Genomic DNA, 14,025 nt, shown 5'->3' with positions numbered 1-14,025 from the left:
GTTGGTGAAAAGGGGCGCTCCCCATTAGAAACACCCCTAAAATAATTCTGAATTTTCTTTTATTATCTCATCATTTTTCTATTATGTCGATGTTAAACATAGGAAAAAAGTGCATGTTTTTTACAATTTTGTGTCGTCAACAGCACGTAACCACGCTTCAATTTCTGTAATTACACTTTTTACACACCCTTCAGCGAATGGTGATGTTAAATTTGCAACTTCTACTAATTCTAAGAATGATTTACTTCCACCTTGTTGACAAAGATTCACATAATCTTCCCAAGCCTCTTGTCTATTATCTCTTGCACGTTTCCAAAATTGCAGTGCACAAATTTGAGCTAACGTGTAGTCAATATAATAGAAAGGTGAACTATAAATATGACCTTGACGTTGCCAGAAACCACCACGCTCTAAATAATCATTATCTTCATAATCACGATGTGGTAAATACTTCTTCTCTATGTTACGCCATGCTGACTTACGTTCTGCTGGCGATGCTTCTGGATTTTCATATACATAATGTTGATATTCATCTACAGATACACCGTACGGTAAGAATAGAAGTGCTGAACTTAAGTGTGAGAAATAATATTTATCCGCATCTTCTTCAAAGAATAACTTCATCCATGGCCATGTAAAGAATTCCATACTCATTGAATGGATTTCACATGCTTCATATGTTGGCCAATTATATTCTGGAATTTCATACTTACGACTTTCATATACTTGGAAAGCATGACCAGCTTCATGTGTTAATACATCAATGTCCCCAGACGTTCCATTAAAGTTTGAGAAGATGAATGGCGCTTTATAATTCTCAATATATGTACAATATCCACCACCAGCTTTTCCTTTTTTCGCAACTAAATCTAATAAATCATTATCGAGCATGAAATTAAAAAACTCATCTGTTTCAGCTGATAATTCTTTATACATCGTTTTCCCGTGATTAATAATCCAATCGGCATCGCCTTTTGGAGTTGGATTACCTGTAGCAAACTCAAAGTTTTCATCATAATAAGCGAGCTTTTCTACACCAATGCGTGCTTTTTGTCTATTTCTTAACTCGGTTGCAACTGGAACGATATAATCTAATACTTGCTGACGATAGTTCGCTACCATTTCAGCATTATAATCTGTACGATACATTCTTGCATATCCTAATTCAACAAAGTTTTTAAAACCAAGTGTTTTTGCGATTTTCGTTCTCACTTTAACAAGCTCATCATAAATACGATCTAACTCTTCCTCGTTCTCAGCTAAAAATCCGTAGTATGCTTCACTTGCTGCTTTGCGTTCACTTCTTTCTTTTCCTTGCATAAACGGAATAAGTTGCGATAACGTTCTTTCTTCTCCTGCAAAGTCAATCTTTGCAGATGCTAATAACTGTGTATATTGCGAAGACAATTTATTCTCTAATTGTAAATCTTTCACTACTTCATCTGAATATGTTTTTAAATCACATTCAGCTAGAGCAAATAATTGCTTTCCATAATACGCTTCTAATTCTTCGCGGAATGGAGAATGAATTAACGCATTATAATACTTTGTACCATACCCTTGTACAACTGGAGAGAATTCATCAAAGAAATCCTGCTCATCCTTATAAAAGGCATCTGTCGTATCAACAGAATGACGAATGTAACAAAGGTTACCCATTGTACCAAAGTCATTACGAATTTCGTTAATTGAATTGATAACTTGTTTTTGTTCTTCTACAGTTTTTGCGTTATCAAACTTCTCTAAAGCAACAGTAAATTTCCCTTTTAATTCTTCAATATTTGGCCGTTTATATTCATAGTCTTTAAATGACATGAACGAGCCCCCTCTCCATTATATGTATCATTATTATAATTCAATTCTTACTTACAAATCTCCTCTTATTCTTCAGCAAAATGCGGTAGATGATATCATAAATACATGCACACAAAAAAGCCTTGGATTTCTTTATCCAAAGCTCCTTTGGAACATATCATCATTTTTCATACTTTCCAATTTTTTTCAATAGCTCGAGTAATTCATCCTTCTCATCCTTCGTTAACATTTCAAAAGACTGATATATAACTTGCTCATGACCTGGAAAAATAGAAGCAATAAAGCTCTCTCCAGACTCCGTTAATTGTGCATAAATAACACGCCTGTCATTTGGACATGGAATTCGTTTTACAAGCCCTTTTTTCTCTAGCTTATCTACAACGTATGTAATGCTGCCACTAGCTATTAAAATACGCTCACCGATTTGCTGAAGTGGTTGGCCTCCTTTATGATATAGTAATTCTAATACAGCAAACTCAGTTGGATTTAATCCGTTACTTTGTATGGATTTATTTGTAGTATCCATAACAGAACGATGTACACGGGATAATGCAATAAATACTTTTAAAGATTGAGAAATGTCTTCTCGCTCATTATTTGATGTCATACCATTTCAACCCTTCACTTAAATTCTCCGCAACAAAAAGAAAAGCAACGTAGCACTTCATTACAACTTCCGAATGAATATTCACTCATTCCTTTTCCTTTCCCTAATGTAATGCAAATGATTCTTGAATAAAAACATGACAATTTTAACATAGTTTATATATAATGATAATAAAAAAAGAAGGAGTACCAAATTTGAAAGTCAAATTACAAAGCATAGTTTTTTACATACTGCTTGTTATACTGCCAACGATAGGGATTGGTGCCACATTTTTTTCATATCACACTTATCAAATGAAACAGGCAAACAAACTATCTGCTCACACTGTTCTCTTTTTATATAGAGACTATTTAGACCATCACCTTGGTGAAGCTATATCTGCCTTAGAAATGCTCGCAAAAGTCGTAGGGACCGAAACTGGAAACATCAATGGGATTAAACAGATTGTACATGATACCGATGGAAATGATGAACGTTTTTCCGGTCTATATTACGCTACGACAGATGGGATGATTACACTCGCATCCCAAGGCGATTCGCCGCCTATTGACGTCTCTGACCGCCAATACATCCAAGATGCATTGCAATCTAAGAAAACAACTGTATCATCAGTTATTACAGATCGCGTTCTTGGACATCAAGCTATTATGATTGCGTCTCCAATATTTAATAGACAAAAGGAACTCTCAGGCTTATTATTAGCAAGTTTACGCTTTGACTACATTTCAGCCTCTTTAAATGCTATTAAACCACAATATCATTTCGAAGTAACTGATAAACATGATGTAGTTTTTCTAACCGATGATAATAACGAAACAAGCGACGGGCATTCTAACATGCTTACTACCCCACTCCAAAGATTAAATTGGAAAGTTTCTGTTTCTCCGTTACCTATTCATCAACAAACTTTATACCAGTTAGTTGCAATAGAGTGTATAGCTACTTTATTTTTAATGTCTATTTTATTTTTACTTGCTCAATATATGTTATTAAAACGTCAAACAAAACTAGAAAGACAACAAAATGAACTGCAAAAAATTGAATTGGTTGGAACTTTTGCAGCTAGTACAGCTCATGAAATCCGTAACCCTCTTACTGGAATTAAAGGACTCGTTGCTCTGTTAAAAGAGAAATATAAAGATGAACAGGATCAGTTCTACTTTTCCGTAATCGAACAAGAAATAGAACGGATTAATGAAATTGTAAGCGAATTTCTTATTCTTGGAAAACCAACTGCCATCATTGAACAAACATATGATGTAAGAACGATAATTAATGAGGTATCATTAATTATCCAATCTGAAGCGAATCTACATAACATTGTATTTCATTTACATTTGCCAGACCACCCTGTTCATATACGTTGCTCAAAAGACCATATGAAACAAGTGGTTTTAAACATTACAAAAAATGCAATTGAAGCCATGGCTTCTGGTGATACATTAACCATTGTAGTAACAAACAACGAAAAACACGCACACTTGCAAATTATTGATACTGGAAAAGGGATTCCTAAACATATTCAAAAACACCTCTTTCATCCGTTCTTTACTAATAAAGATACTGGAACAGGTCTTGGGCTTGTTATATGTAAACGAATTGTAGAGATGTACAATGGGCATATATTTATTGATAGTAAAGAAAACAAAGGAACGACAGTTCATATAGAGATTCCATTACACATAGTATAATTATCCTTATCTTAAAAGGGTAATTATACTTATTTCATAAAACCAGCTACAAACATTCTCCAAAAATTGTTTGATTTCCCTTCATACCCAATTTGAAAAATAGGAACCTTTATAATTGAAAACCATTTCGGTGTTTGTTTTTCTTTGTAACGCTGATACTGTACGATAAGCTTGTCCAATTCTTGACTAACTTGAATTGTCTCCATACTATTTAACCCACTTGTTAATCCTAAATGAATCATTTCTTCACGTTTCATATGAATATCATGCGAAAGCTTTTCTAATGTGTACTTCCTTTTTACAGTAAACATCCATATCCCCCTTATTTTTCTTCAATACTCTCAACGCCTCTTCTACTTTAGCCCTTTAAACACTTAATCCTATTTAAAATTGAAGAATCAGAAAATTTAACATTTTTCCCCTGTAATTTACAAATCTTTACCCTCACTTTGAGAATTATTACAAATTATTCTATCTTTGTAAATACATTCGCAATAATAGACATTTTTTTCATCTTCTTTTTTATAAATACTCAGTAAACAGTGGATTCTCTATTTTCAATGTACTTTTCTTCGACATTTTTTGTTTAATTTATGTAAAAACGCAAAACATAATGATGATTGATAAAGTGAAACTTGAATTAGTGGGAATTTTGTTCATCTCCCACTAATTATTAGCCTTCACCAATCGAGCGCTTACGGGCAGTGGATCTCCCACCTAACTTCTTTGCTCTAGCCGAATTTTGAGGTGGGAGTCTTACTGCCCGCAAATAGCGGGATAAAATAGAAAGGAAATATTTATATGCGCAAATATACCATTGCATTTCTCGTCTTCACCCTGTTCATACCCTTCTTCTTCTTTCCTATTCAAGCAAACGCTCATACGAATAAGGTTGCTATTGTCATCGATGATTTCGGCAATAATATGAAAGGCACAGATAAGATGTTATCACTTCCAATTCCACTCACTGTTGCTGTTATGCCATTTCTTCCTTCTACTAAACAAGACGCAATAGCTGCCCATAAAAAAGGGCATGAAGTTATTATACATATGCCAATGGAACCAATTAGAGGAAAAAAAGAGTGGCTTGGACCAAAAGCGATTACAACAGATTTAAGCGATGAAGAAATAAACAACCGACTCGAACAAGCAATTCAAGAAATACCTCATGCAATAGGAATGAACAATCATATGGGATCAAAAGTAACCGCTGATGAAAGGATTGTACGTCTTATACTTTCTGTCTGTAAAAAACACGGTTTATTTTATTTAGATAGTAAAACAAACCCTAATAGTGTTGTCCCAAAAATCGGTAAAGAATTAGGCGTGCCTATTATTGAAAACCAATTATTTTTTGATGATGTATATACGGTAAGTCACATTTCAAAACAAGCACAATTACTCATAAAAAAAATCCAAGACAAACCCATTATGGTAGCTATCGGACACGTTGGGGCTCCAGGTGAAATTACATCACGTATTATCGAAACTTCTATTCCTAAAATTCGTGAGCATGCAGACTTTATTTTTTTATCTGATTTAGCGTTATCTCCACCTTCTGTTTCAAAATAAGATTCATTTCTCGCACTAAAAAAGGTACCTATCTACATATAGCAGATAGGTACCTTTCCTTTTCAACTTAAATATAATCTACATGACTGACCCTGAATCCCTTTTTCTCTATCTTTTCAATTAATTGCTTTAATTTTTTTTCATTTAACTCATCCGATATATTTACGATAACACGGCGAATATATTGATCACCATTATCAAGCGTAAACAGCCCACCGATATTATATGCTTTTAATAATGTCCCAAGCTCTTTAATTGTTCCCTTACAATCTTGTGTTGCAATTGTTAATATATAACCACCCGTCCGCATACCGAACGAATCCTCAATAACATCAAATACATTAGAATGTGTTAAAATGCCGACAAATTCATTATACTCATTTAAAACCGCTAAAAACGGGAGACGACGAATAACGTAAAAAGCTCTAAAAAAAGAATCCTTTTCAAAAATAAACGAATTTGGATTTTCCAGTACATCTTCTGTACTTACATCCTCTAATCTGCTATTACACTTCTTTTCTAAAAGATCTACTTTATAAATAATCCCCGTGAATTCCTTCTCATTTTCTGCTAATACAGGGATTGCGCGAAATCCCGTTTCATTCATAATTTGTAACGCCTTTTCACCAGAATCATTCGTTTTACAAAATGTCACCTGCTGTTTTGGCAGAAAATGATATTTAACTCGCAAAATATGTTCCTCCTTACATGTCAACATGTAATCTATATATAATAAGGAGACCTATATTTTATGAGTGAAATTTCTTTTTAAAACGCTTTCATTTTTATGGAATGGTAATCTCTGTGAATACATCTTTATATAACAGAACTTTTTGCCCCTTTTATCATTAAAAGCTTTACGTGATAGTTCATTAAATACTCTATACCTTCCAACCATTTTTTCGCTTCTTCTGGAGTTTTCCCCCACACGATCATTCCGTAATTATGAACAAGGACTACTCCTCCACCTTCAATAAAATTCGGAACATTATTTTCTAATAAATTAGCGAATTTCTTTTCATCTTCTACAATTGGAATTGTCATTTCTGTAATACCATCTTTTCCAAAAACACGTTCCACACTACGTTTTTCGAATGTTACTTCTCCTTCTTTCCCATATAGCTCTGACATTAAATGACTATCTACAGTCTGTACTTGTAAAATGCATTCTGCACTACTTTTTTTATAAATATCCGCATGCATAAATGACTCTATAGCTGGTTTTTCTTCGTTTTCAAATACTGGCTCACACATGCAATTTACGACAATAAAATCTTCTTCAGAAAATACCCCTTTATCTCTTCCCTCTACATTCACTAAAAATGTTAATGGCTCTTTTGACGTACACATTGATAAACTAATTTTCGTACCATAAAACCAATCGCGAAGTGCCAATTCTGCTTTCACATCTTTTAATTCGTTCCATTTTTTCAGAAAAAATAACATTTCGTCACCCCCGGCGTAATATTAATATAATGTTCAAATCCTTTCTATGTAAAAGGATTGTTTTTTGATTATTCTAAAAATTTAATTGAATTATCACACGAGAATGCCTTTTTGTCAATATGGTTTCAGCACCTATCGGAAAAATAGGCCTATCACATGTAAACACTCCTGTCTATTTAGCACTTGATTTTGTACATATAAAAAATACGTTATTCTTCTTATTAAAGAATAACGTATTTTTCTCATTTATTATTTTTTTATTGCCTTATACAGAAATTGTGCATATTGCTCACGTGTTACGAAATCATCCCCTAAAAAGTTCCCATTCCCGTCACCTTTTGATATATTATTATCCACTAATGCTTTCACATATCCTTCTGCCCAATGACCTGTTGGTACGTCTGTAAAGTTCTCCAAATTATTTTCATTTTCATTTAACTGAAATACTTTTTGTAATACTACTGACATCTCGTACCTAGTTAATACTCCTTCTGGACGAAACTTACCTGTACCATCTCCTTGCATAATTCCAGCTTGTGCAACTGTAGCAATATCTTGCTCAAACATATGCCCTTTCGTATCAGTAAACATCTCTTTCTGCTCTACTTTACTTTCTAATTTCAAGTACCTTTGTACTAAAGACGCAACTTGTCCACGAGTAATATTATCCCCAAATCCAAATTTACCATTTCCATATCCTTTAAAAATATCTTCTTTCGCTAAATAGTTAATTGCTGTCTCTGACCAATGTCCTTTCGGCACATCATTAAATTCTATTACTGCTTCTATTTTCTCGTCTTCTTTAGATGTATTGTCCTCTTTACTTTCTACTACATTTTGAATAACAGATCCTGTAAAGAAGATTCCTGTATCTGCAAATGGGTCTTTCACACCAAATTCATATACTTTCTCACCTGGTGTACTCCACTTAACTACATCGTTACTATACGTACCATCTTCACTCTTCAAACGAATTTTTGTAGAGATTTTACCATCTTTTTCGTATACAGGTACTTTCACTTCTTTATTTACTTCTGTGTCCGCTAAAAAGACTTTTTGATTTTGAACATTAATGTAAGCTGTCTTACTTAGTTCCACAACTGGTCTCACATCGCGGATTTCATTTGCCACAAAACTTAGAAATACTAACTTTTTCAAATTGCTAACTGGTGTTAAGTCTGAAATATAATTTGCCTCTAAATCAAGCTTTTGTAAGTTTACTAGATTCGATAATGGAGTAATATCCTTTAACTCATTATTAGGTAAATCTAATTCTGTAAGCTGAGTCATTTTAGCAAGTGGTGTCACATCTTCAATTTGATTTTTCCCGATAAATAATTTATTTAATTGATTCATTTGATCAATACCCGATAAATCTTTAACCTTATTACGTGTTAATACTAAGTCCTTTAAAGGTAATGAATATAACGGTTTAATATCTTCAACTTGATTACCTGCTAAAGTTAAGTATGTTACATTTTTCAACGTGCTTAATGGAGCAACGTCCGTAATTTTATTATTTGCTAAATTCAAGTAATCTAGTTGTTCCATTTTCGCTAATGCTGTTACATCTTCTATTTGGTTGCCTGATAGATATAAACTTTTTACATTTTTCATTTCAATTAGTGGTGCAACATTTGTAATTTTATTATTACTCAAATCAAGAGATTCTAAATTATCCATCTTAACAAGTGGTGTTACATCTGAAAATTCATTACCACGCAAAGCTAAATGATTTAATTGCTTTAAATTCGCAAAGAACGACGGATCTGTTATCTTCGCATTCGCAACTGTTAAAGATTTTAAATTTGGCATATATTTTAATGCACTATAATCCAGAATCTCATTCGTGTTTAAAAACAAGTCCTTTACTTGTAATAACTCCTCTTTCGTAATTGGTGTATTTAAATCTTTTCGATTAAATACTTTTTTATTAACAAGTTCTCTTAATTTGTTATCTGTTATCATATTTTGACTATCAACTGGATGATCCGTTTCCGTATTGCCTGAATTAGAGTTATCATCTGGTTTCTCTGTTTCTTTGTCACCTACAGTTGGATCTTTAATTTCAAATTGAACTTGATATTTGTGATCATATCCGATGGCCGGAATAAGTATATGCATTTGCATATTATGCTTCTTCTCAAATTCGCCAATTTCAAATTGGACTACTTTCGTTCCATTTTTCCTCTTATCTTCTGATAAAACTTTCACATCTTGAAATACACCAGGTTGGTTTTTATCCTCTATTCTAAGATATTGAAAATAATCGCTATCTTGTATTGTTACAGTAACGATTTTTTTCCCATCTTCAATTGCTACTTTAGGATTTTTTATGTACTGAGAAACCATAGATGGCTCATCTTTTTGATCCTTATATATTTTAATCTCAGTATCATACGTGCGATCACTGGCTGCTGCTACCGACTGGTTTGCTTCAATTTTTATTGCTGCTAACGCTGGAGTAGAATACGCAGCAAATGGAATAGCTAATGTTGTTGCTACTACTAGAGCTTTAATATAACTTTTTTTCAAAATAATATCCCCTTATCTTATATATATTTCAATTGATAATTACTATCAATCACTAACATAATAAATGATAATGAATCTCATTATCATTGTCAATAAGAATATTACATTAAGTTTATATTTCCATAGATAAAAAATAAAAAACCCTTTACTCAAAGGGCTTTTTTGCCTATCGTATGAAGGATTTCACTTTTTTCTTTTTCATTAATAACACCAATTTTTTGCAAAATGTTTGCATACAATACAAGTTTATTATATATCCGTTCCGACATACTTTCCCTTCTTTCCTTCGACCAACTTTTTTTGTATTGGTAAATTATATGAACGAGATGAGAAAATGTGTCCACTTTTTGCATAAATACAAATCTTTTATTTTTTTTACTTGCTGCTAGTAAAACTCCCACCTAAAAATTAGGTGGGAGTCTAAATGTATTCAATTCATTTAGCAAACTGTCCATTGAATATTATGCTTTTTGACTTCTTCTTCAAAACTATAGGGCATTTTCTTATCACAAATAATATGTTGAATACGAGAAAATCCTGCTATTCGGTAGTTCCCTTTGACGCCTACCTTTGTATGATCGCATAAAATATACGTTTTCTCAGCTAATTTCATCATCGCTTCTGACAGTTTCGCCTTTTCTAATTCAAAGCTAGAAACCCCAAAACCTTGCAACAACCCATCAATCGAAACGAATGCTTTATGAAAATGAAATTGATGAATTACTTGCTGTGAAATAGACCCCGACACACGTGAATGTTTTGGAGATACTTTCCCGCCTATAAATAAAACTTCACCGTGAAACATCTTTTTATTAATAGAAGAAATTAATTGTGTTGCTACTGGAAATGAACTTGTTACAATCGTTAAATTTTTACGATGAACAAGATATGGCACCATTTGAAGTGGTGTACTTCCATCATCAATCGCAATAACATCTCCATCTTCCACAAACGTTGCTGCTTTATACCCAATTCTTTTCTTCTCTTCTATATGCAGCATCTCTCGTTCTAACATCGGTGCCTCTATCCCAGCTCCCGGAAGTTGAACGGCTCCACCGTACACTTTCTTCAATTTTTTTTCACGATCTAATTCTTCTAAATACCGACGAATCGTCTCTGTTGATACTGCGAACTCTCTCGCTAATTCTGAGACTTTCACTTTCCCTTTAAACTCTATCTTCTCAAGAATTGTCCTCTTTCTCTCTTCACCTACTACAGACATAGCCTCACCCCATTTATATCTACCTCATAAACTGTCTTACTTATACAAAGTTATAATTTTCTTTGTAAGTGAAAATCTCTTCATGAATATAAATACCGCGCTTTTCTAGTTCGTCAAAAATAATTTGTGGATTTTCGAAAGCTTCTTCAGGAGTAATAACACCGACTTTATTAACTACTCCTTTTGCAATTAACTCTGTAGCGATTCCAAATGGGATACCAACATTTCTTGTATAGGCCCTTAATTTCTCCCAACCTACTACAGAACCGTCAGATAGCGGATGTGTATGGTATAACACATGCCTTTGTTTTTGATTATTTTTCATACCTACTACTTCTACATGAAGTGCATAACCATAAAGCTCTGTTGCTTGTCCTTCTTTCGATTTTAATAGATACTTCGAAATACAATCCATAATACCAATTTCTTTACCGTTTATTTCAATTTGATCATTACGCAATATACCATAATCATATAAAGCACGAACGAGCTGCATATTTTGCTCTGGCCAAGTTCCTCTTGTTTCAATAAGCTGTACACCTTTATCTTCCAGTGCCTTCGCTAACGTAATCGTTTCTGAATGCGGGATTATATACTGCATTGTTTTTCCGTAAGGCGCTGGTAATTCAATTTCTCTCGGGCGCGCAAACGGAGGTACTTGCTTAAATTCACCTTCCTCATACACTGTACGCGTCGGCAAATGTGGATCATATTCATATGTCGTTGTCTCTGTAATTGATGCAGAAAAAGCAATTGGACGATACGAGCCATGACTTACTCGAACTGACTCTACAGTATCTAGCTGATTTGCTGCATACATGGCCATCATTTGCGTTACACCTGGTGTCATACCAAACCCAGGTAAACATGTTGTTCCATGTTGAACAAATTTAGAATGGGATTCATTTTCTTCACCGAATCCATTTAAGTTCACACCGTGACAACCGGCCTCTGCGATACAGCGAGTAGACAATCCATTTAACTTTATCGTCGTACCATCCATTACAATGTTATAGCCCTTCATTTTTGCGACCGTATCCTCATGATTTGTCACATCGACTTTCACAAAATCAACACGAGGATCATTTAACCACTCTACTACTTTTCGGCCTTCCTCTTCATTAAAATCGGCTACCGTAATCGTCTCAAAAGATGAAAATTGAACTAAATCTAAAATTGCTTCACGACAAATTTTACCTGCTCCACCTAAGCAAAATACTTTCACCCTATAACAACCCCTTTAGCAATACTATCAACTAAGCGAATAATATCTTCTTCATGTACATCGCCGATATTTCCAATGCGGAACGTATCTACTTTCGAAATTTTACCTGGATAAATAACAAATCCATATCGCTTTAATTCATTATATAGCTGCAAAAATTCAAATCCTGCTTCTGGATAAATGAAAGATGTAATAATAGGAGATTGATATTTTTCATCTACTAATGGCTTAAAGCCTATTTCTTTCATTTTGTGCACTAGTAGTTTTTGATTGCTATAATATCGATTGTAACGGGCTCTTACCCCGCCTTCTTCTTCTAATTCAAGCAATGCCTGATAAAAAGCATGTACAACATGTGTAGGTGAAGTAAAGCGCCATTTCCCATTTTGCTCTTCCATCGTTTCCCACTGATCATATAAATCTAATGATAAAGAACGAGCTTGCCCTTTACATTTCAATAGTTCATCACGATTTGCGATGACAAAACTGAATCCGGGAACACCTTGAATACATTTATTCGCACTACTAATTAGAAAGTCAATTTGCAACTCAGCGATATCTATTTCAATACCACCGAAACTACTCATTGCGTCAACCAGTGTAACTTTTCCATATTGTTTTCCCAATTTACATACGTCTACAATTGGATTAATAATACCTGTAGTTGTTTCACAATGAACAACTACAATATGCGTAATCTCTTTATCTTGTTGTAATAACTGTTCTACTTCTGCAATATTAGTAGGCTCCCACTCTTCTGTTTGACTGACCACCACATCTATATGTAACATCTCTGCCATTTGTACAATCCGCTTACCGTACGCACCATTTGTACAAACTAGCAGCTTTCCGTTTCTAGGAATAACAGAACCAATTACTGCTTCAACCGCAAACGTACCGCTTCCTTGCATTAAAACTGTTGTGTACTTTTCTTCTTCCTTTGTCGCTAACGATACAAGCCTATTTCTTACATCTTGCACCATCGTGTTATATTCAACATCCCACGTACACCAATCGTATAACATAACTTCTTTTACAGTTTTTGTTGTCGTTAATGGTCCTGGTGTTAATAATAAATAGTGATTTTCATTCATGATCGTGTGCCCCCCTTTATGAAATAATAAGTTCTTGTTTCTCGATATGTTCAATTACGTTTTCGAGCTCCTGCATCGTTTCAATTGTAAAATGAGCCCCATTTTCAATGAAACGATTACGAACTACTTCTATTTTTTCACGAAGCTCTAACGGATCCATATTCTCAACTTCCTCTTCCGTTAAACCGAGCTCACTACTACCGAGGATTACACCAACTGTCCACATTCCAGCATTTCTGCCCTCTTTCATATCTGACACGGTGTCTCCAACTTTTATCATATGATTCATTGGGTATACACAGAGTTCCATCGCATTTTTATAACACATCCACGGATATGGACGACCTGCTGGAACATCATTTGGCGTCACAAGAAAATCAGGTTTATACCCTTGTATTTCTGCTTCTTTTGCAACAATGTCCATCATTTCTCTCGTATAACCAGTTGTTGATCCAATTTTAATACCTCTTTCACGTAGTGAAGAAACCACTTCTTTTACCCCATCAATTGGCGTGGCATAGTACGGTAAAATAGCAAAGAGAATTTCTTCAAACTCTTCATACATCTCATGAATATCTTCTTCTGTTGGTAATTGTCCGAAGACACGCTTCCACTCATTCGAAATACGGGGCATTTCCGTTAATACCCTAACATGATCAATCTTCAATAACCCCATTGGTTTACGAGCTTCTTCTGCTGTAATTTCAACACCGCGTTTATGAAAAATCTTCATGAATACTTCTAATGGTGCAAAACATCCGTAATCAACTGTCGTACCTGCCCAATCAAAAATAACTCCTTCAATTTTCATTCTATCC

General features: G+C 34.1%; 12 protein-coding genes. 2 read left to right on the top strand and 10 right to left on the bottom strand.

Translation table 11 applies throughout. The features are described 5' to 3' along the window. Positions 1–120: 120 nt before the first annotated feature. Both MR155_RS12450 and MR155_RS12445 read right to left on the bottom strand, forming a co-directional pair. A complete protein-coding gene (locus tag MR155_RS12450; protein ID WP_002011536.1) occupies positions 121–1,815 on the bottom strand; it encodes a M3 family oligoendopeptidase in 1,695 nt (564 codons plus the stop codon). Between the two features lie 160 nt (positions 1,816–1,975). After that, on the bottom strand, positions 1,976–2,422 hold the full coding sequence (locus MR155_RS12445) for a MarR family winged helix-turn-helix transcriptional regulator (protein WP_002011538.1): 447 nt from the start codon (positions 2,420–2,422) through the stop codon (positions 1,976–1,978). 194 nt (positions 2,423–2,616) lie between these two features. Between MR155_RS12445 and MR155_RS12440 the strand changes: the two genes are divergently transcribed. Next, positions 2,617–4,113, top strand: coding sequence for a DUF3149 domain-containing protein (locus tag MR155_RS12440; RefSeq protein ID WP_242309997.1), 1,497 nt, complete (start codon positions 2,617–2,619; stop codon positions 4,111–4,113). A gap of 29 nt (positions 4,114–4,142) precedes the next feature. Here the strand turns inward: MR155_RS12440 and MR155_RS12435 are convergent, their stop codons facing one another. Continuing rightward, positions 4,143–4,424 carry an aspartyl-phosphate phosphatase Spo0E family protein gene (locus MR155_RS12435; RefSeq protein ID WP_002011543.1) on the bottom strand — a complete coding sequence of 94 codons (282 nt, stop codon included), beginning with the start codon at positions 4,422–4,424 and terminating at the stop codon, positions 4,143–4,145. A gap of 490 nt (positions 4,425–4,914) precedes the next feature. On the opposite strand from MR155_RS12435, the gene MR155_RS12430 reads away from it, so the two are divergent. Further along, positions 4,915–5,685 carry a divergent polysaccharide deacetylase family protein gene (locus MR155_RS12430; RefSeq protein WP_219301774.1) on the top strand — a complete coding sequence of 257 codons (771 nt, stop codon included), beginning with the start codon at positions 4,915–4,917 and terminating at the stop codon, positions 5,683–5,685. Positions 5,686–5,752: 67 nt separating this feature from the next. Here MR155_RS12430 and cbpA read toward each other — a convergent pair whose 3' ends face one another. From cbpA to phnX, 7 genes are all read right to left on the bottom strand, one after another. Next, entirely contained in the window at positions 5,753–6,376 is a 624-nt protein-coding gene (cbpA, locus tag MR155_RS12425) for a cyclic di-AMP binding protein CbpA (RefSeq protein ID WP_002140932.1), read from the bottom strand. Between the two features lie 125 nt (positions 6,377–6,501). Next, a complete protein-coding gene (locus tag MR155_RS12420) occupies positions 6,502–7,131 on the bottom strand; it encodes a class II aldolase/adducin family protein (RefSeq protein ID WP_002011549.1) in 630 nt (209 codons plus the stop codon). 249 nt (positions 7,132–7,380) lie between these two features. Beyond that, entirely contained in the window at positions 7,381–9,666 is a 2,286-nt protein-coding gene (locus tag MR155_RS12415; protein WP_242309994.1) for an NEAT domain-containing leucine-rich repeat protein, read from the bottom strand. 439 nt (positions 9,667–10,105) lie between these two features. Beyond that, positions 10,106–10,888: a DeoR/GlpR family DNA-binding transcription regulator gene (locus tag MR155_RS12410; protein WP_242309991.1), complete on the bottom strand. Its 783-nt coding sequence runs from the start codon at positions 10,886–10,888 to the stop codon at positions 10,106–10,108. A 40-nt stretch (positions 10,889–10,928) separates the two neighbouring features. Further along, the gene (locus tag MR155_RS12405) at positions 10,929–12,113 is read right to left on the bottom strand and encodes a saccharopine dehydrogenase family protein (protein ID WP_242309988.1); all 1,185 of its coding nucleotides are present in this window, start codon (positions 12,111–12,113) and stop codon (positions 10,929–10,931) included. Continuing rightward, the gene (gene phnW / locus MR155_RS12400; protein ID WP_242309986.1) at positions 12,110–13,207 is read right to left on the bottom strand and encodes a 2-aminoethylphosphonate--pyruvate transaminase; all 1,098 of its coding nucleotides are present in this window, start codon (positions 13,205–13,207) and stop codon (positions 12,110–12,112) included. The genes MR155_RS12405 and phnW overlap by 4 nt, the downstream gene beginning before the upstream one ends. Positions 13,208–13,223: 16 nt before the next feature. After that, entirely contained in the window at positions 13,224–14,018 is a 795-nt protein-coding gene (gene phnX, locus MR155_RS12395; RefSeq protein ID WP_242309983.1) for a phosphonoacetaldehyde hydrolase, read from the bottom strand. Positions 14,019–14,025 lie beyond the last annotated feature (7 nt).

Source organism: Bacillus cereus group sp. BfR-BA-01331, assembly GCF_022663915.1.
In the GTDB taxonomy this organism is placed as follows: Bacteria; Bacillota; Bacilli; order Bacillales; family Bacillaceae_G; genus Bacillus_A; species Bacillus_A mycoides.
The sequence above is the reverse complement of the archived record's forward strand: the minus strand, read 5'-3'. Positions and strand labels throughout refer to the sequence as shown.

What these genes read in the sequence shown, in the direction of transcription:
- MR155_RS12450 (WP_002011536.1), bottom strand. Translation starts at nt 1,815, where the DNA reads ATGTCATTTAAAGACTATGAATATAAACGGCCAAATATTGAAGAATTA.
- MR155_RS12445 (WP_002011538.1), bottom strand. Translation starts at nt 2,422, where the DNA reads ATGACATCAAATAATGAGCGAGAAGACATTTCTCAATCTTTAAAAGTA.
- MR155_RS12435 (WP_002011543.1), bottom strand. Translation starts at nt 4,424, where the DNA reads ATGTTTACTGTAAAAAGGAAGTACACATTAGAAAAGCTTTCGCATGAT.
- MR155_RS12430 (WP_219301774.1), top strand. Translation starts at nt 4,915, where the DNA reads ATGCGCAAATATACCATTGCATTTCTCGTCTTCACCCTGTTCATACCC.
- MR155_RS12420 (WP_002011549.1), bottom strand. Translation starts at nt 7,131, where the DNA reads ATGTTATTTTTTCTGAAAAAATGGAACGAATTAAAAGATGTGAAAGCA.
- MR155_RS12410 (WP_242309991.1), bottom strand. Translation starts at nt 10,888, where the DNA reads ATGTCTGTAGTAGGTGAAGAGAGAAAGAGGACAATTCTTGAGAAGATA.
- phnW (WP_242309986.1), bottom strand. Translation starts at nt 13,207, where the DNA reads ATGAATGAAAATCACTATTTATTATTAACACCAGGACCATTAACGACA.
- phnX (WP_242309983.1), bottom strand. Translation starts at nt 14,018, where the DNA reads ATGAAAATTGAAGGAGTTATTTTTGATTGGGCAGGTACGACAGTTGAT.